18 protein-coding genes are annotated in these 18442 nt (G+C 43.3%); all 18 read left to right on the plus strand.

Going from position 1 to position 18442, the window contains the following annotated elements:
* Positions 1-17: 17 nt before the first annotated feature.
* The 18 genes from ispG (at position 18) to IEV36_RS03985 (ending at position 18442) form a co-directional block, all read left to right on the plus strand.
* Positions 18-1133, plus strand: a complete 1116-nt coding sequence (gene ispG / locus IEV36_RS03900) for a flavodoxin-dependent (E)-4-hydroxy-3-methylbut-2-enyl-diphosphate synthase (RefSeq protein WP_005259644.1) — start codon at positions 18-20, stop codon at positions 1131-1133.
* Positions 1130-2422, plus strand: coding sequence for a histidine--tRNA ligase (hisS, locus tag IEV36_RS03905; protein WP_005259643.1), 1293 nt, complete (start codon positions 1130-1132; stop codon positions 2420-2422). The genes ispG and hisS overlap by 4 nt, the downstream gene beginning before the upstream one ends.
* A 29-nt stretch (positions 2423-2451) precedes the next feature.
* Entirely contained in the window at positions 2452-3150 is a 699-nt protein-coding gene (locus tag IEV36_RS03910; RefSeq protein WP_004775619.1) for a YfgM family protein, read from the plus strand.
* Complete coding sequence (bamB, locus tag IEV36_RS03915; protein WP_004775616.1) at positions 3150-4292, plus strand: outer membrane protein assembly factor BamB; 1143 nt, start codon at positions 3150-3152, stop codon at positions 4290-4292. Before IEV36_RS03910 ends, bamB begins: the two co-directional genes overlap by 1 nt.
* A gap of 377 nt (positions 4293-4669) precedes the next feature.
* Positions 4670-6079 (plus strand): ribosome biogenesis GTPase Der, encoded by a 1410-nt coding sequence (gene der / locus IEV36_RS03920; RefSeq protein ID WP_004775614.1) that lies wholly within the window; start codon positions 4670-4672, stop codon positions 6077-6079.
* Positions 6080-6331: 252 nt separating this feature from the next.
* Positions 6332-6946, plus strand: a complete 615-nt coding sequence (locus IEV36_RS03925; protein ID WP_005259642.1) for a beta-ketoacyl synthase chain length factor — start codon at positions 6332-6334, stop codon at positions 6944-6946.
* Entirely contained in the window at positions 6931-7752 is an 822-nt protein-coding gene (locus tag IEV36_RS03930) for a lysophospholipid acyltransferase family protein (RefSeq protein WP_139126642.1), read from the plus strand. Before IEV36_RS03925 ends, IEV36_RS03930 begins: the two co-directional genes overlap by 16 nt.
* Positions 7736-7996, plus strand: a complete 261-nt coding sequence (locus IEV36_RS03935) for a phosphopantetheine-binding protein (RefSeq protein ID WP_004775609.1) — start codon at positions 7736-7738, stop codon at positions 7994-7996. Before IEV36_RS03930 ends, IEV36_RS03935 begins: the two co-directional genes overlap by 17 nt.
* Positions 7997-8007: 11 nt before the next feature.
* Positions 8008-8256, plus strand: coding sequence for an acyl carrier protein (locus IEV36_RS03940; RefSeq protein WP_005193178.1), 249 nt, complete (start codon positions 8008-8010; stop codon positions 8254-8256).
* Positions 8253-8804: a COG4648 family protein gene (locus IEV36_RS03945; RefSeq protein WP_005259640.1), complete on the plus strand. Its 552-nt coding sequence runs from the start codon at positions 8253-8255 to the stop codon at positions 8802-8804. Before IEV36_RS03940 ends, IEV36_RS03945 begins: the two co-directional genes overlap by 4 nt.
* A 6-nt stretch (positions 8805-8810) precedes the next feature.
* Positions 8811-10484: an ApeI family dehydratase gene (locus IEV36_RS03950; protein ID WP_005259639.1), complete on the plus strand. Its 1674-nt coding sequence runs from the start codon at positions 8811-8813 to the stop codon at positions 10482-10484.
* 7 nt (positions 10485-10491) lie between these two features.
* Entirely contained in the window at positions 10492-11232 is a 741-nt protein-coding gene (locus tag IEV36_RS03955; RefSeq protein WP_005259638.1) for a glycosyltransferase family 2 protein, read from the plus strand.
* Positions 11233-11236: 4 nt separating this feature from the next.
* Positions 11237-12166 (plus strand): lysophospholipid acyltransferase family protein, encoded by a 930-nt coding sequence (locus IEV36_RS03960; protein WP_005259637.1) that lies wholly within the window; start codon positions 11237-11239, stop codon positions 12164-12166.
* A gap of 1 nt (position 12167) precedes the next feature.
* Positions 12168-13733 (plus strand): HAL/PAL/TAL family ammonia-lyase, encoded by a 1566-nt coding sequence (locus tag IEV36_RS03965; RefSeq protein WP_005259636.1) that lies wholly within the window; start codon positions 12168-12170, stop codon positions 13731-13733.
* A gap of 9 nt (positions 13734-13742) precedes the next feature.
* Positions 13743-14171 (plus strand): acyl-CoA thioesterase, encoded by a 429-nt coding sequence (locus IEV36_RS03970; protein WP_004775601.1) that lies wholly within the window; start codon positions 13743-13745, stop codon positions 14169-14171.
* Complete coding sequence (locus IEV36_RS03975; RefSeq protein WP_005259635.1) at positions 14164-14835, plus strand: LolA family protein; 672 nt, start codon at positions 14164-14166, stop codon at positions 14833-14835. The genes IEV36_RS03970 and IEV36_RS03975 overlap by 8 nt, the downstream gene beginning before the upstream one ends.
* Entirely contained in the window at positions 14810-17122 is a 2313-nt protein-coding gene (locus tag IEV36_RS03980) for an MMPL family transporter (protein WP_005259634.1), read from the plus strand. The genes IEV36_RS03975 and IEV36_RS03980 overlap by 26 nt, the downstream gene beginning before the upstream one ends.
* A 24-nt stretch (positions 17123-17146) precedes the next feature.
* Positions 17147-18442, plus strand: coding sequence for an NAD(P)/FAD-dependent oxidoreductase (locus IEV36_RS03985; protein WP_005259632.1), 1296 nt, complete (start codon positions 17147-17149; stop codon positions 18440-18442).

Genomic DNA, 18442 nt, shown 5'->3' on the forward strand with positions numbered 1-18442 from the left:
AAGAGTAGAGCTATACGATGATTGTGAACCCAATTAAACGCCGTCCAACACGTAAAATCCGTGTCGGTTCAGTGTATGTCGGTGGTGATGCCCCGATTAGTGTTCAAAGTATGACGAATACTGAAACTTGTGATGTCGATGCGACCGTGGCGCAAATCCAGCGCTGTGCAGATGCTGGTGCAGACATCATGCGTGTTTCTGTTCCTTCAATGGAAGCGGCAGAGGCATTTGGTGCAATCCGTAAACGTGTGAGCGTGCCGTTGGTTGCGGATATTCATTTTGATCATCGTATTGCTTTGGCTGTCGCGGATTATGGCGCGGATTGTTTGCGTATTAACCCCGGCAATATCGGTTCAGATCAGAAAGTACGTGAAGTGGTTGCTGCGGCAAAACATCATGGCATTTCGATCCGTATCGGTGTAAATGCGGGTTCATTGGAAAAAGACTTACAAGCAAAATATGGTGAGCCGACAGGGCAGGCCTTGCTTGAGTCTGCAATGCGTCATATCGATATTCTAGACCGTTTAGATTTTCATGAGTTCAAAGTCAGCGTAAAAGCGTCGAATGTGTTTTTGACCATGGATGCTTACCGCTTATTGTCACAACAGATTGATAATCCGTTGCACCTCGGTGTTACAGAGGCAGGAATTTATCGTACAGGTACGGTGAAATCGGCGATTGCGCTTGGTGGATTATTGATGGAAGGCATTGGCGATACGATGCGTATCTCGCTTGCGGCCGAGCCAGAAGATGAAATTAAAATCGGTTTTGATATTTTAAAATCGTTGGGCTTGCGCTCAAACGGCATTAATTTTATTGCTTGCCCAAGCTGCTCACGCCAAGAATTCAATGTGATTCAGGTGATGCAGGCACTGGAAGAGCGTTTAGAAGATATTCGTACTCCGATGGACTTGTCTGTCATCGGGTGTAAAGTGAATGGTCCAGGTGAAGCTAAAGAAGCAGATATCGGGATCGTGGGAGCATCTCCTCGTTCACTGGTCTACCGTAATGGCGAAAAGAGCCATTTAATTGACACAAATCAGTTGGTTGATGAAATTGAAACAATGGTTCGTCAACGTGTTCAAGAGCTTGAAGAAGCAAAATCTAAAGAAATTATTCGTAGTTCATCATGAGTTCAATCGTCGCTATCAAAGGTTTTAATGACATCCTTCCAACGCAAACCGCGGCTTGGAGAAGTCTGGAACAACAACTTGCATCTTTAATGGATGCTTATGGTTATCAACAGATCCGCTTACCGATCGTTGAGCAAACTGGTTTATTCAAACGTGCTATTGGCGATGCGACCGATATCGTTGAAAAAGAAATGTATACCTTTTTCGACAAAGGTAATCCTCCTGAATCACTGACCTTACGTCCAGAAGGGACTGCGGGCTGTGTACGTGCATTGCTTGAACATAATTTGTTGCGTGGCGCGACACCGCGCGTGTGGTATATGGGACCAATGTTCCGTTATGAAAAACCGCAAAAGGGCCGTTACCGTCAGTTCCATCAGTTTGGTGTGGAAACGTTTGGTGTGGCAACGCCAGATATCGATGCAGAGTTAATTTTACTCACAGCACGTCTGTGGAAGCGTATGGGGGTTGCTGACAAGGTTCAACTTGAGTTGAATACTTTAGGTGAAACCGACGAGCGTGCAGAATACCGTGCAGCATTGGTTGAGTTTTTAAATCAGCACAAAGATGCTTTGGATGAAGACTCTCAACGTCGTTTGACCACCAATCCATTGCGTATTCTGGATTCTAAAGTTGAATCAACGCAAAAGATTCTGGAAAATGCGCCAAAGTTGCATGATTTCCTTAAAGAAGATTCAATCAATCACTTCCAGCAATTACAACAATATTTAACCGATGCTGGTATTGAGTTTGTGATTAACCAGAAGTTAGTACGTGGTTTGGACTACTACAACAAAACCGTATTTGAATGGACCACCACCATGTTGGGTTCACAAGGTACGGTATGTGCAGGTGGTCGCTATGACGGCTTGGTTGGACAGCTAAAAGGTAAAGCAGATCAGTCTGTCCCTGCGGTTGGTTTTGCGATGGGAATGGAGCGTTTGCTACTGTTACTTGAGCAAGTTGAACAAGCCAAAGCTGTACGTGATTGCGAAATCTTCTTATTGGCTGAACCTGCTTATCAAGCTAAAGCTTTGGTTTTGGCTGAACAGATTCGTGATCAGTTGGAAGCGGCAAATAGCCCGATTCGTTTAAAAACAGGTTCACAAGGCAGCATGAAAAGCCAAATGAAAAAGGCCGATCAGTCGGGTGCGATCTTTGCGATGATCTTGGGTGAGCGCGAGTGGGAATCACAGCAACTTCTCGTTAAAGAACTTGCGACAGCAGAACAGTCACAAGTTGCTTTAACTGAACTGACGCCATTTTTGATCGAAAAATTTAAACAATAAGTTGAAAAATTTAGGAAAAGGACAATCACATGAGTTTAAGTGATGATGAACAGCTCGACAGTTTAAAGTCGTTTGCCAAAAAATATGGTTCTGCAATCATTAGCGGAATTCTCATTGCCTTGATTGCCTTTTTCGGATGGGAATACTGGCAAAAAAAGACCCTTGCTGAATCTCAGAACCAGACCGCGAAGGTACAGAAGTTGATGGATGAGGCAAAAGCTGCCACTGGTCAGCCAAATGCCTTTGCAACCTTATCTGAAGCAGCAGATAAAATTGTGAAAGATGATGCTGATTCTGCTCAAGCGATTCAGACGCAATTTATCATGGCGAAGCTTGCTTATGAAAAGCAAGACTATGCTGCTGCTGAGAAAGCTTTGAAGAAAGTTGAAAACTCAAAAGTGAAAGATGAGGGTTTGCTACAAGTTGTTAAATTACGTTTGGCTGATGCTCAGTTGGCACAAAACAAGTTTGATGATGCGTTAAAAACTTTATCTGCTGTGACAGAGCCTGCGTTCAAGGCCACTGCTGATGAGCTTCGCGGTGACATTTTTGTTGCGAAAAAAGATAACGAATCTGCTCGTAAAGCGTATCAAAGTGCATGGGATAACTTGCTCGAGCGTAAACAAGAGCGTCAGCTTTTACAAATTAAACTCGAAAGTGTTGGCGTTTTAGTAGATGATCCTGAGTTTGAGCGCCCGATCTTAGATACCAAAGTGGATGAGTCTTAATGCAGAATAAACTAAAACTTCCTTTGGCAATTGCAATTGCTTCAGCTTTACTTGTTGGATGTTCGAGCAATAAAGTAAAAGAGGCAAAACCAAACCCATTGCCAAAAATCACGCAAGAACAAAGTTTAAGCCTTGTTTTTTCACAAAGTGTTTCGTCTACAAAAGCTGCTGAAGCATTGCGCTTGCAACTGGATACAGACAATGGTGTGATTTTTGCGATTGACCCTGATGGTCAGGTTTCTGCTTACAAAGGTAAAGAACGCCTTTGGAAAAGCAAGATTACCAAACAAGAGCTGACTGCGGGTGTAGAAGCAGGCGAAGGGATTGTTGTAATCGGTAATCGTAAAGGACAGTTATTTGGTTTAGATCAGGCCACAGGTGAGCAAAAGTGGACGGCAAAATTGTCTGGTGCAATTCTATCGCCATCGTTGATCCAGTCTGGTCGTGTGATTACCATTGCTAATGACGGTACTGTGTTTGCACATGATACGGTAACAGGCCAGCAAGTCTGGGCTTATAAGCTGCCAAACGTACAGTTTAGCTTACGTGGTCAGCCAGCCCCAGTTCGCCTAGATGATCGTACTGTATTGATTGGCTCTGCAAATGCGTATGTGTATGCGCTAGACATTATTAGTGGTGTGCCTCGCTTCCAGCGCCGTGTTGCGATTAGCGATGGTCGTTCAGACATTCAACGTTTGATTGATGTGGTTGGCGATCCAGTGGTTGCAGGTCAATTCCTTGTAACGACCAGCTTCCAGGGTCAGGTAACTGTGACAGATCTTGCCTCACAACGTGTGGTGTGGAGTGAAGATGCAAGCAGTACCAACAGTGCTGAAGTTGCCGAAGATAAAGTATTTGTAACCACAACCGATGGTAAGTTAAACGCGTATAGCTTGGCGACTGGCGAGTTGGTTTGGCAAAATGAAGAATTGTTAAATCGTCAGTTGAGCAACCCTGTGATGTTGGGACAAAACCTTGTTGTTGGTGACTTGGATGGGGTACTTCATCTGATTAATCCAGCATCAGGCAAGTTGATCGGTCGTGCGAAAACCAGCGGTGAAGTCCGTTCATTACGTGTGATTGACAATCAGCTTTATGTTGCCACTCGAAAAGGTGCATTAACCATTTGGCAGAATCGATAATTTTGCCTTAGCTTGTGGTAAAATGCTCAATTAGCTATTGCTAGACAAAACATATATCGGGGTATTTGATTATCAAAGCCCCGAATTTTTATTTTATTTACTTGAGTTCGGTATCAAATTTTAACTGAAATATGGTACTCGAAAACGTCATCCGCAACTGTTTGAGACAGGACTACATTGATTAGATGTGGTTTCTGTGATGGGTAAGAGACTCGATGACAATGAACGAGTTTTGCGGATGACAATGGTTTTGCCTACTTTTCCCGAAAGAAAAGTAGGTCGAGCCGAAGGCTTATTCCAAAATAGGATGAGTACTCGGCAAGATCCCATTATGATCATTCATACCTCAAGGTTATTCTCTATATCAAGGTTAATCTATGAAACCCGTTATTGCGCTCATTGGTCGTCCAAACGTCGGAAAATCAACGCTATTTAACCAAATCACCAAAAGTCGTGATGCTTTGGTTGCTGACTTCGCTGGTTTAACTCGTGACCGCAAATATGGCGATGCGGTTTATCAAAATAAATCATTCATTGTCGTAGATACGGGCGGTATTGGTGAGAATGAAGGCGGCATTGACTCTTACATGGCAGAGCAGTCAAAAACTGCAATCCATGAAGCAGACATCATTGTTTTTGTCGTTGATGCACGCGCTGGCTTATTGGCTTCAGATGAGCAAATTGCTCGTGAGCTACGTACATTGGGCAAGAAAGTACATTTGGTTGCCAATAAGGTCGATGGTGTACATGCAGAAGCTGCATTAGTTGAATTCTATAAGCTCGGTATGGGCGAACCGATGCAGGTTGCGGCCAGCCATGGTCGTGGTGTGCAGCAAATGCTTGAAGAAGTGTTGGCTGAAGTTCCAGAAGATGAAAATCCAGACGAGCACAACAAAAATACAGGTTTGCGTTTAGCGATTATTGGTCGTCCAAACGTCGGTAAATCGACTTTGGTAAACCGTTTACTGGGTGAAGAACGTGTTGTTGCGTTTGACCAGCCGGGTACAACGCGTGACTCGATTTATATTCCTTATGAGCGTGATGGTCGTCAATATACCTTGATTGATACTGCGGGTGTACGCCGTAAAGGTAAGGTTGATGAGATGATTGAGAAATTCTCAATCGTTAAAACTTTGCAAGCGATGAAAGATGCGCATGTGGTGGTTGTGGTTGTCGATGCACGTGAAGGGATTGTTGAACAAGACTTACATTTGATTGGTTATGCGCTCGAAGCGGGTCGTGCCATGGTCATTGCGATCAACAAATGGGACAACATGACCGAGTATGATCGTAAGCAATGTAAACTTGATGTTGAACGCCGTTTTGACTTTATTCCATGGGCAAAAATCCATTTGATTTCAGCTTTACATGGTACTGGTGTAGGCGAGCTTTATCCTTCGATTCACCGTGCTTATGAGTCAGCAAACTTAAAAGTTTCACCTGCAAAACTGACTCAGATTCTAAGCGATGCAACTGAGGCGCATCAGCCGCCAATGATCAGTGGTCGTCGTATTAAAATGCGTTATGCGCATATGGGCGGACAAAATCCACCAACGATCGTCATTCATGGTAATAAGGTGGATAAGACACCAGCGGATTATCGTCGTTATCTGGAAAATGTATTCCGTAGAGTGTATAAGCTTGAAGGTACACCCGTCCGTATTGACTTTAAAACTTCTGAAAACCCATTTGAAGGACGTAAGTCGCAAGTGGATGAACGCGTTGCAGCACGTAAACGTCGTTATGTTCAGAAATTTAAAAAAGCGGAAAAGAAATTCAAGCGTTAAGCCGTACTTAATGCTCAAAAGCCCAAAGTTTGCTTTGGGCTTTTTTGGTTCTATTGTTTTATTAATAAATATTAATAATCAGATTTTTTGTTTAGCTTGGCTTTAGATAAAATTGACAATAAGTATTTTAATGTAAGTAATTGAAATATAATGGAAATAAATTTTTTGTTAAATTTCGTGCTAGTGCTATAATGCCACCGCAAAATTTCCTTAAATTGTCTATTTTTTAAACCAGATTGGATTGTGCATTGCATGTTTAAATTACATCTAACGCAGCCTCAGCTTACCTATGCACAGCAAAACTATGCTGCACTAGAGGCTATTCCTGCAATGCAACGTCGCCGTTTATCTCCATTGGCAAAAATGGCTCTCCATGGCGCATTAACCGCTTTGGCAGGCAAGCATGCAGATTATATCGTCTGGGTTTCAAAATACGGGGATGAGCAAAAAACTTTAGATATTCTAAAAGATGTATTACAAGAACAAACACCATCACCTACACAATTTTCAACCTCTGTCCATAATGCGATTGCAGGCTTATATTCGATTTTGTGTCAGGACGATACACCTTCTACAAGCCTGAGTTGTGAATGGACCGAAGCCTTGATCGAAGCCTATGCCATTTTAAAATCCAGCATCAAAGTAAAGCGTGTTTTGGTGGTGGCTTATGATCAAGCTTTACCTGATCTCTACAGTGATGCATCTGATTTTCCAGCATTTTCGTTGGCAACGGTTGTGAGTCTGGAAGAGCCTAATTTAGAGATTCTTGCATTATCTGGTTCAGAGCACATGGAAAGTTTGGCTTTTTACCAATTTTGGCAATCTGTAGAAGAAAAACCGTCTGTAGTGAGATGGAAAAAATGTTAAAGCTCAAGCAGATCAAACAAAAAACCAATTATTTTTGGCGTGTTGCCGCCACAGGATTTAGCTTTGCAAGTTTTGGTGCAGGCGGTATCGGCATTGCAACATTGGTTGCGCCTTTGGTTCATGTGACCAGCCGTGATCCACAAATCCGCCAGCAACGTGCGCAGCAAGTGATTCGTTATAGCTTTAAAGGCTTTACCGAAATGATGGTTAAGTTAGGCGTCATGACCTATTCGGTAGAAGGGCTGGAAAAATTACAAAATAGCCGCCAAGAACTGGTGATTGCCAATCATCCAACTCTGATTGATGTGGTGGTAATGATTGGTCTGATGCAACAAGCCAATTGTGTGGTTAAGCAATCATTATGGTCAAATCCCTTTACGCGTGGGCCAGTCCGTAGCGCAGGTTATATTCTAAATGCAGGTTCGCAGCAGTTTATTGAGGATTGCGTAGTTCGCTTAAAAGAGCAGGGCGCAGCTTCATTGTTGATTTTTCCTGAAGGGACCCGCACGGAAAAAGGCGAATCTCTGAATGAGTTTCAACGCGGTGCTGCAAATATTGCCATCCGTGCCAATGTGCCAGTGCGTCCAGTGTTGATACGTTGTACACCATCGACCTTAACCAAAAATGAAAAATGGTATCATGTGCCTGCGCAACCCTTTCATATTGAAATTAAGGTACTCGATGCAATTGAGGTCAAAGACCTATTAGCGGATTCAGACGTTAGCCCTAAGCAGGTACGTCAGTTGAATCAACAGTTTTATCAAATTTTTAATGATGAGTTATCTAAAAATGAGCAATCTTGCTGATGAATTAAAGCAAATGATTATTGATGTTCTCGCACTTGAGGATATTAGCATCAGTGATATTGAAACCGACGCTCCACTTTTTGGTGAGGGTTTGGGTTTAGACTCAATTGATGCTCTAGAGTTGGGCTTGGCATTGAAAAAGCGTTACAACATTCATTTGAATGCTGAGTCAGATGAGACCAAACAACATTTTAAATCAGTTCAAAGTCTGGTGGCTTTGGTTGAAGCACAGCAAGCAGTTTAAGGAGTAGATCGATGTTAACTCAAGAACAGGTGCTGGCAAAATTAAGAGAATGGATGCAGGATTTATTTGAAATTGAGCCTGACGATATTCAGCTTGATTCAAATTTATATGAAGATCTTGACGTCGACAGTATTGATGCCGTGGATTTAGTGGTGAAAATTAAAGAACTGACTGGCAAGCAAGTGAAGCCAGAAGACTTTAAGGCCGTCAGAACAGTACAAGATGTGGTTGTTGTCATTCAGAATATGACGGCTGAATGAAACATCTGTTCAGAGGGGGCGTGATCACATTTTTTGTGTTATACCCCTTTATTGTCGGATGGAGTCTATCGCATGGTCAGTTTCTCTGGGTCAGTGGTTTACTCGTCGTTCTGGGTATACTTCGTTTAGTCAGTGCGAAAAAAGACTTGATGTTACCTTTGACTGGACTGGCCATTATTTGTGGTGGTTTGAGTCTGATTTTAAAAGATCATGCCTGGCTTAAGCTTTATCCTGTTGGAATGAGTTTGGGCGCTTTGCTTATCTTTGCCCTGACATTATATAAGCCACCTTCCATGATTGAGCGTTTTGCCCGTCTGATGGAACCTGATTTACCTGCATCGGGGGTACAGTGGACACGTAAAGTGACTGTGGTCTGGTGTATATTTTTTAGTATCAATGCCCTGATTGCATTGGCAACCTGCTTTGCGCCAATGAAGTTTTGGGTGATCTATAATGGTTTTATCTCTTACGTTTTGATGGGAATTTTATTATTGGGTGAGTTTATCTTGCGCAAAAGACATCAACGTTTAAATCAAACAATATCTTAAAATACTATGCCTATCTTCTTTTATAACGATACCGATTCAGCGAAAACGTTTTGTATTAGCGCTGAATTTAAAACCATTTCTTATGCGGACTTTTGGCAAGATGTTGCTGAACAGACAGCGGCTTTTCAAAATTTACCTCAACAGATCTGGGCGTTATGGGAGCAGGACAGTTACCAATTTAGTGTTCTGTTTTTTGCAGGCTTGCTCGCGAACAAAAAAATTATTTTACCGCCGCATCGAGTGCGTGATTTAGAGCAACAATTTTTACAGCAAGATATCCATTTTCTTGAGCGTCAACCTGTTCATGCGTCTTTAAAATGCAGTGAATATGAAGCGAACCTGATCAGATTACAACAGGATGAATTCCTCAATCAGGCGGAAGTGATATTTTTTACCTCTGGTTCAACAGGGGAACCAAAAAAGATTGAGCGTACCTTAAAGCAGCTTTTAAATGAAGTTTCAGGCTTGGCCAGCAGTTTCCAGCTCAATGAAAAAAGTGCTGCGATTGCGACGGTCAGCCACCAACATATCTATGGATTATTGTTTAAGTTGCTTTTACCGTTAGCAACGGGCCGTCCTTTTTTCAATATGCAACTGGCTTTCCCAGAAGATGTTATTCAGGCACAGCAGCGTTTAGCTCAAGCGGGTTGGACGAATTATGTGATCTCAAGTCCTGCGCTATTAAAACGTTGGAGTCAGGATTTAGCCTTAAGACATTGTGAAATGATCTTTAGCTCAGGTGGAAAACTGGATGCAGGTATTCGTCCGCATCTGAATGTGCCGATTGTGGAAGTTCTGGGTAGCTCTGAAACGGGGGGCATCGCACACCGTCATCAGGATGAGGCCGCGTGGACAGCATTTGATAATGTCGAGATTCAGATTTCAGCAACTACGCAGCTTATGGTGCAGAGTCACCATGCCGGTGAGTCTGGCTGGATCATCACTGGGGATGCTGCTGAATGGATCGATATCAATCTGAAGCAATTTAAATTATTGGGGCGACTGGATCGGATTATCAAGCTCGAAGAAAAGCGTTTAAGTCTGGATGCCATTGAACAGCAGATCAATACTTTGGTTGAGGTTGAACAAAGTCATGCCTTGGTGACGGAACATCAGAATCGCCAAATTCTGGCGTGCATTGTGGTGCTTACACCAGCGGCTCAGCAGCAACTGATTGAACTGGGTAAAGCTACATTTGTGAAGAAGTTAAAGCAGCAACTCCAGTTTCAGCTTGAAACCATTGCGATTCCAAGACAATGGCGTTTCCTCAGTCAGATTCCACAAAATGCGCAGTCAAAACGAGATAAAAACTATTTAAAAGCGCTCTTTGCACCAATGCTACAACCCGTGGTTTTATCACAGTGGCAGGTGCAGGATGAGCAATATCTTTTACTCGAGTTCCCTCCTGAACTGGAATGCTTTAAAGGACATTTTCCGAATCAACCGATTTATCCTGGGGTTGGGCAGATCAGTTTTATTCAACAGTTTGCCAAGAACAGTTGGTCTGACTTAAATGAGTGTCAGGGCTTGGAGCAGATCAAGTTCCAGAACCTGATACGTCCTTATGCGGTGATACAATTAAAATTAACGCGAAAACAGCATAAAATTAGCTTTGAAATGACTGCCGCAGAACAGACTCTGGCTTCTGGTCGTCTTTCGTTTGCCGTTGATGAGGTCTAGGGCAGTTATGTTGACATATAGCATTGTGATTCCTGTTTATAATCATCCGCATTATCTGGCTGATCTGGTGCAGCATTTATCCCAGTTCCAGTATCCGATCATCTTGGTTAATGATGGCAGTGATGCTGCCTGTACAGCGATTCTGCATCAACTGGCACAACACAATGCTTTGGTCGATTTGGTTGAGCATCCAGAAAATTTAGGCAAAGGCCAAGCCGTGATCACGGGCCTGCAACATGCAGCACAACTGGGCATGAGCCATGTATTGCAGATCGATGCAGATGGTCAGCATTGTTGGGACGATGTGGCGAAATTTATTGCGTTATCGCAACAGCATCCACAGGCGATGGTAATTGGGCAACCTGTTTTTGATGCTTCTGTACCGAAAAAGCGCCTCTATGGCCGTTATGTCACACACTTCTGGGTCTGGCTGAATAGCCTGTCTTTTGAGATTAAAGACAGTATGTGCGGTTTCCGCATCTATCCATTGGCACAAACAATACCGATCCTGAACACAGCTCGATTCCAGCCGCGAATGGGCTTTGATAGTGAGATTCTGGTACGGTTAAAGTGGGAAAATATCCAGTTTGTAAATGTACCGACCAAGGTGATTTATCCTGAACATGGCATTTCTCATTTTAATGTGTGGCGGGATAATCTCGGTTTAAGCAAAGCCCATGCAAGGCTATTTGCTGGCATGCTGATTCGGTTGCCTAAATTAGTCTGGCATAAGATCAAGGCTGACTGATTCTATGGTACAGCACAGAACAGATCGCACTTGGCACGATATTAAAGAGCGTGGCGGGCTTTTACCCTTGATGCTCATGCTTGGTTTTTATCGTTGTGGCGGGCGCTGGTTATGCCGTGTCGTGCTGTACTTTATTATCATGTGGTATTGGCTCTTTGCCGTGACTGCACGTAAGGCATCGCTGCAATATTTACAACGTTTGCATCAGTTTGCAGGCACACAATCGCCGTTTGAAGCGATGCCGAACTGGACCAATAGCTATACGCATTTTATGCAATTCGGCGAATGCATTTTAGATAAAATTGAAGGCTGGTTAGGTCATATTCCTGAACAAAAATTACAGCTATTCGGGCATGAGCATTTTCAGCAGTATTATCAGAAAGGTACGATTATTGTGGTGTCGCATTTTGGCAATATTGAATTGTTGCGTGCGATAAAGTCTGAACATCCACAAAAAATTAACGTGCTGGTCTATCAAAAACACGCGTCTCAATTTAACCAGTTTTTAAAAAAAATTAATGATAAAGCCGATGTGAATTTAATTTCTGTCGATGAACTGGGAATTGAAACCGCGATATTGTTGCAGGAAAAAATGCAGCAAGGTGAGTGGGTCATCGTGGCCGCAGATCGTGTCCCTGTGCAATCAGATCGTGTGCAAAGCGTACAGTTTTTAGGTCGAGAAGCGGCTCTACCTCAAGGTGCATGGATTCTGGCAAATTTACTCAAAGTGCCTGTGCTGGCTGTGTTTTGTTATCGTGCCCAGCAAAACTTTCAGGTGCATATTCATTTGATTGCTGAACAGGTCGATTTACCGCGTAAAACCCGTTTAAGCAGTATGCAACACATCACACAATCCTATGTCACCGTATTAGAACAGCATTGCTTACGTGCACCGTATCAATGGTTTAATTTTTATCAGTTTTGGACAAAATAACGTGAATGCAAGTCAAATTGAAGCAAGGGTCAAGCCTGTTCTGATTGTAGGGGAACAAGCGCTGAGTATCGAAGATGTGGTGGCTGTTGCCCGCCAAGAGATGCAAGTGGCTTTACCTACGTCAACGGCTTGGTGTGAATTGATTCAGCGCGGGGCTGACTTTTTAGATCAACTCTTGCTTGATGAAGGTGTGATTTATGGTGTAACCACGGGTTATGGCGATTCCTGTCTGGTTGAAATTCCCATGCATCAAGTCAATGAACTGCCTTTGCATTTGTCTCGTTTTCATGGCTGTGGTTTGGGTGAAAATCTGGACTTGATCACTGCACGTGCGGTTGTGATCACACGTCTTTGCTCATTGGCGCGTGGTTATTCAGGTGTCTCTTTGGCCTTGCTGGAGCGTCTGGTCTGGATGCTCAATGAAAATATCATTCCTGTGATTCCATCAGAAGGTTCTGTCGGCGCAAGTGGTGATTTGACCCCTTTATCTTATATTGCTGGTGCTTTGGTCGGCGAGCGGGATGTCTATGCACAAGATAAAGTTGTGCCGATCGCCCAAGTCTATGCCGAGAAAGGAATTCAGCCGCTCATCTTGCGCCCGAAAGAAGGGTTGGCACTGATGAATGGTACCGCTGTGATGACGGCGATTGCTTGCTTAAACTATAAAAAGGCTGAACAGGTGGCATTGGCAAGTACTTTGATTACAGCCTTAAATGTACTGGCACTTGAAGGGAATCCAAGTCATTTTGATGAAGTCTTATTTGCACAAAAGCCTCATCAGGGGCAGCAGCTGATTGCACAGCAACTACGTGAATGGCTGAATAGTGAAGTCCAAACAGCGCATCAAAGTCCACGTTTGCAGGATCGTTATTCCTTACGTTGTGCACCGCATATTATTGGGGTGTTTGAAGATTCAAAAACATGGTTGCGCCAGTTTATTGAAAATGAATTAAATTCAAGTAACGATAACCCGTTGATTGATCCTGTGAACTTACGGGTACTGCATGGTGGACACTTCTATGGCGGGCATATTGCACAGGCCATGGACAGTTTAAAGATCATGATTGCCAATATTGCGGATCTAATGGATCGCCAAATTGCACAACTGGTTGATCATAAAATGAATCATGGATTGCCGCGTAATCTGACAGGCTCTGGTGCAGACCGCTTGCCACTAAATCATGGTTTTAAAGCGGTACAAATCGGGGTGTCAGCTTGGACTGCCGAAGCATTGAAGCATACTTTAGCGGCCTCTATTTTTTCTCGTTCTACCGAATGCCATAATCAGGACAAAGTGAGTATGGGCACCATTGCAGCACGGGATGCAACTCGTGTGATTACTTTGACTCAGCAGGTTTTGGCGGCTTTATGCTGTGCTAGTGTACAGGCGGTGCATTTAAAAGGTGTGGTCTCACAACTCAGTCCAAGTTTAAAAGCCTTTGTCGAATGGACCTTACAAAGTTTTGCATTACTTGAAGAAGACCGCCCATTACAAACTGAATTACAACAAATCATTGATCGTTTCGACAACTTTGAATTGTTCAATCAGTTTCAGGAAAAGGCATAGGAGCGCACAATGCAGGCAGATGTAATCATTGAGATTCCTTTTCATGATGTCGATACCATGAATGTGGTCTGGCATGGACATTATTTAAAGTATTTTGAAATCGCCCGTTGTAAGTTGCTGGAACAGTTTAATTATAACTACAACCAGATGAGAGCATCAGGCTATGCATGGCCCGTGATTGAAAGTCATGTGCGTTATGTACAGGGCATTGAGTTTGAACAGAAAATCAAAGTCCGTGCCATTTTAAAAGAATGGGAAAATCGTTTAAAAATCGAGTATTTGATTCTAGATGCAGAAACCGGACGCCGTTTAACCAAGGGTTATACCACACAAGTTGCAGTGAACATTGCCAATCGTGAAATGTGTTTCCAGTCACCGCAAGTTTTACTGGACTGTTTGAATGCCTGGGATGCATTTAAGGAGCATCATCATGATTAATCTGCTCTCGGATATCTTACAGCGCCTGCTGCAAAAACGTCACTGGTTAGCACTGCACAGTGTTGTTTGGAGTTTGTTGCTCAGTTTCAGTGTGGCTGCTTCTGCCAATACTGAACAGGTATCTTCGATTTTTAAGCAGCTGTCTAAAAGTGACATCGTACGTGCTGATTTTGAGCAGCAAAAGAAACTCGCCAGTTTGAATAAAACCTTTACTTCTAATGGTGCCTTGACCTTTGCCAAATCTAATGGCGTGCTGTGGCAAATTAAGCGTCCTGTTCAGGCAGATCTGATCGTTACGCAAAAGAAACTCGTCCAGAAAACACAGAGAACCTATAGCCAGATTCAGATTGATCAGTCACCTTATAGTTCGGTTGCAACTTTATTTTTACAGTTGATGTCTGGTGATGAAAAGGCACTGGCAAAGAATTTTAATGTCGTTTCAGCGGATTATCGACCAACAGGCTGGAACGTTGCTCTAACACCTAAATCAGGATTATTTAAAAAGCTGTTTGTGCGAATAGATGCACAAGGACAGCAATATGTGAATAAAATCGTGATTCAGGAACAGGGCAATAACAGCACCACGATTTTATTCCGTAATCAAAATACTCAACCGAACCAACTCACGGCTGCTGAAGATGCGCTTTTCCAATTGGCAAAATAAATTTACTGCCATCTGGTTAGTTCTTTTAACCATTGTTGGACTTGCGCTTGCAGTCGCATGGTTGAAAAAGGATATTCATATCCAGACCAATATTTTTGCTTTGTTGCCTGAAACACAGCAAAATCCTGAACTCGCGCAAACTCAGAAATATATAAGCGATCAACTGAATGAGAAAGTTTTTGTCGTTTTAGAGAGCTCAGATCAACAGGCCTTAGCGCAAGCGACTCAACTGTTCCAGCAGAAACTGCAACACAGTGATTTATGGCAGCCGCTTAAGCCACAACTCGATTTAGAACAATTTTCCAAACAGTTATATCAGCATCGAGCAGGCTTACTGAGCCAGCAAGATCGGCAGTTTTTACAGCAACAGGATTATGAAGCACTCACTGAGCAAAGCTTGATGCAACTCATGAGTGTCGGCATGCCGATTACTGCGACCTCATTGCAGCAGGATCCGTTGCTGTTATTTCCACGTTATATGTTAAATGTGGTAAATCAGGCGGGAAGTCATATTGAGCTGGAAGACGGATTCGCCACGATTCATGATGAGCATAAAATATCCCGTTTATTGGTATTGGAATTAAAGAACAGTCCTTATAACATCGATTATCAGGAACAGGTCACAGGCTGGATTGAACAGCTAAAACCACAGCTTGCACAGCTCAAAGTAACGTCACATTGGACTGGAACCATTTTATTTTCTAATTTCGGCACGCAGTCTGCGAAACAGGAAATTTCAACCATTGGGTTAGGCTCGACGTTTGGATTAATTTTATTGGTCTGGTTCGGTTTCCGTTCATTTCGTCCACTCATCACTGAATTTATCGCTGTATCAACAGGCAGCTTGCTGGCATTTGCAGTCACTCATTTGGTGTTTGGAGAAATTCACCTGATGACGCTGGTGTTTGGGGCAAGTTTAATCGGGGTCTGTGTCGATTTTTCTTTCTATTTTATGGCGATGCAATCCCAGCACCGTCAGCTGGATGGCTTTAAAATTCTAACACCGTTGTTACCCAGCTTGTTTATGGGCTTAATGACAACGGTGGTGGCTTATATTTTTCTAAGTTTCACGCCATTTCCTGCCTTTAGACAAATTGCAGTCTTTTCGATTGTCGGTCTGGTTGCGGCTTGGATCACCAGTGTCTTGTTATTGCCACGCTTACCGCCTTTAAATGCACAGCCTGCAATTCGCCGTCTGGTCTGGATCGGGCAGGTGAGACAATGGTTCCAGCAACATCAGAAAGTTCGTTATGGCTTTATTTTAACTATTCTGGTGATCGGTGGTGTCAGTCTATTCGCTTTGCAAGCGAATGATGATATTCGTAATTTGCAAAGCATGGACAGCAAGCTGAAACAGGAAGATCAGTATATTCGTTCTCTATTTGGGCAACAGCAAAGTAGCGATTATTTTGTGGTGCGGGCAAACTCGACTGCTGAGCTTGAACAACAGGAGTCAAAATTAGTTCAGCAACTGCAACACTTGCAGGCGCAAGGCCAGATTGAAACCTTTCAGGCTTTGGGACAATGGATTCCACCATTCGCTCAGCAACAGCAAAATGTGAAATTGCTTCAGCAAATTCCAGCAACGGCACTGAAAAACTATGCAGAAAGCATGGGTTTAAAGTTTGCAGATGTGCAGCAGTGGCAACAGCAATTGCAGCAGCAACCGTTATTAACACAACAGGTTTTTCAGCAGCATCCATTGGCATTTTTACAGCCTAATCCCACTGAACGTCTGGTCATGGTCAGTGGGGTGAAACAGGTCGATATATTGCAGCAACTGGAATCGTCCCATATTGATTTTCAGCAACCGGTCAGTACGCTTTCGCATGCTTTTGCACAGCATCGCCAGCAAGCCCAGCACTTACTGATTTATGCTTTGCTGAGCTTGGCTATCGGGTTGGGTATCATCTATGGCAAGCGTTCAATCCTGCCGCTGGTTCTACCGGTCAGTTTGGCGTTATTGACGACGTTTGCGATTCAGGCATGGTTAGGCGTGGAAATTAACCTGTTTAGTATCATGGGAACTTTCCTGATTATCGGGATTGGCGTGGATTATGCGATTTTCTATCGACATGGACATGATCATCCCCAGATCGTTGGCATGGCCCTGTTTTTGTGTATGATGTCGACCTTATTGGGCTTTGGTTTATTATCATTAAGTCATACCTATGCAATTCATTGTTTCGGTTTAACTGTTTTATTGGGCGTCATCTTTTCATTTATTTATGCGACATTGCTTACACCAGCAGATCAAAAACATATTGTGAACTTACAAGAGCATTAGAAGATTTAAGTTTTAGGGGGTGAGATGAGTACTTTACAACACACAGATGTGGTGATTATAGGCGCTGGGCCTTCGGGCAGTTCAGCCGCAGCTTTGCTTCGTCAAAAAGGCTATGCCGTGACGGTGATTGAGAAGCAATATTTTCCACGCTTTTCGATTGGTGAATCTTTATTGCCACAATGCATGGTGTTTCTGGAAGAAGCGGGGCTATTGGAAACGGTGCGTGCGCATGTTGAAGAGCATGCTTTCCAATTTAAAAATGGTGCTGCATTTCTATGTGGTAATAAACGCAGTCACTATGATTTCACTGAGAAGTTTAGTGAAGGTCCTGGTACAACGTGGCAAGTTCGCCGTGCTGATTTTGACCATTTACTGGCTCGGCAGGCACAGCACTATGGTGCTGATATACGCTTTGGACATGAAGTGATTGCAGTTGATGTTGAGGCCGAACATCCAGTTTTGACAGTGATGGATGAAGCACAACAACACTATCAAATTCAGGCCAGATTTTTATTGGATGCCAGTGGATTCGGGCGCATCTTACCGAAGTTTCTAGAATTAGAAAGTCCGTCAAATTTTCCTGTTCGTCGCGCCTTATTTACCCATATTGAAGATGGTATTGGTGACCGTGCCGATTTCGATCGTGAGAAAATTCTGATTACGGTCCATGAAAAAGATCGCCGTGCATGGTACTGGCTGATTCCTTTTGCGGATGGTCGCGCATCATTTGGTGTGGTGGCAGAACAGGATTTCTTTGACCATTATCATGTGGAAGATGCGACACAAAATGAGCCAGAAGCATTATTGAAACGCATTCTGGCTGATGATCCCGCTTTATCTGCGGTATTACAGCAAGCAAAATTTGATACACCAGTGCGTACTTTGGTCGGTTACTCCGCCAATGTAAAACATTTGGCAGGACGTAATTATGCTTTACTCGGCAATGCGGGAGAGTTTCTTGATCCGGTATTTTCTTCGGGCGTAACCATTGCACTGAAATCTTCCAGTCTGGCGATTCCTTTGCTTGACCGTATGTTGCAAGGTGAAGCAGTGGACTGGATGCAGGAATATGAAATGCCTTTACGTAAAGGCATTCAGGTGTTCCGTGCTTATGTGGAGTCGTGGTATGAAGGTGAATTTCAGGATGTGGTATTTGCAACGCATCAAAATGAAGGAATTCGCCGTATGATTTCCTCACTTTTGGCGGGGTATGCATGGGATGATCATAATCCAATTCATAAAAATGCCAAGCGCCGTTTAAGTACTCTGGCTGAGTATTGCCGTGATGGCGTGGCGCAAGAGAAAGCCTTTGAGGTTTAA

The sequence above is a fragment of the Acinetobacter vivianii genome (assembly GCF_014635885.1).
Taxonomy (GTDB): Bacteria; Pseudomonadota; Gammaproteobacteria; order Pseudomonadales; family Moraxellaceae; genus Acinetobacter; species Acinetobacter vivianii.

Coding starts and splice junctions, on each gene's coding strand:
- ispG (WP_005259644.1), top strand. CDS start 18: ATGATTGTGAACCCAATTAAACGCCGTCCAACACGTAAAATCCGTGTC.
- hisS (WP_005259643.1), top strand. CDS start 1,130: ATGAGTTCAATCGTCGCTATCAAAGGTTTTAATGACATCCTTCCAACG.
- IEV36_RS03910 (WP_004775619.1), top strand. CDS start 2,452: ATGAGTTTAAGTGATGATGAACAGCTCGACAGTTTAAAGTCGTTTGCC.
- bamB (WP_004775616.1), top strand. CDS start 3,150: ATGCAGAATAAACTAAAACTTCCTTTGGCAATTGCAATTGCTTCAGCT.
- der (WP_004775614.1), top strand. CDS start 4,670: ATGAAACCCGTTATTGCGCTCATTGGTCGTCCAAACGTCGGAAAATCA.
- IEV36_RS03925 (WP_005259642.1), top strand. CDS start 6,332: ATGTTTAAATTACATCTAACGCAGCCTCAGCTTACCTATGCACAGCAA.
- IEV36_RS03930 (WP_139126642.1), top strand. CDS start 6,931: ATGGAAAAAATGTTAAAGCTCAAGCAGATCAAACAAAAAACCAATTAT.
- IEV36_RS03935 (WP_004775609.1), top strand. CDS start 7,736: ATGAGCAATCTTGCTGATGAATTAAAGCAAATGATTATTGATGTTCTC.
- IEV36_RS03940 (WP_005193178.1), top strand. CDS start 8,008: ATGTTAACTCAAGAACAGGTGCTGGCAAAATTAAGAGAATGGATGCAG.
- IEV36_RS03945 (WP_005259640.1), top strand. CDS start 8,253: ATGAAACATCTGTTCAGAGGGGGCGTGATCACATTTTTTGTGTTATAC.
- IEV36_RS03950 (WP_005259639.1), top strand. CDS start 8,811: ATGCCTATCTTCTTTTATAACGATACCGATTCAGCGAAAACGTTTTGT.
- IEV36_RS03955 (WP_005259638.1), top strand. CDS start 10,492: ATGTTGACATATAGCATTGTGATTCCTGTTTATAATCATCCGCATTAT.
- IEV36_RS03960 (WP_005259637.1), top strand. CDS start 11,237: ATGGTACAGCACAGAACAGATCGCACTTGGCACGATATTAAAGAGCGT.
- IEV36_RS03970 (WP_004775601.1), top strand. CDS start 13,743: ATGCAGGCAGATGTAATCATTGAGATTCCTTTTCATGATGTCGATACC.
- IEV36_RS03975 (WP_005259635.1), top strand. CDS start 14,164: ATGATTAATCTGCTCTCGGATATCTTACAGCGCCTGCTGCAAAAACGT.
- IEV36_RS03980 (WP_005259634.1), top strand. CDS start 14,810: ATGCGCTTTTCCAATTGGCAAAATAAATTTACTGCCATCTGGTTAGTT.
- IEV36_RS03985 (WP_005259632.1), top strand. CDS start 17,147: ATGAGTACTTTACAACACACAGATGTGGTGATTATAGGCGCTGGGCCT.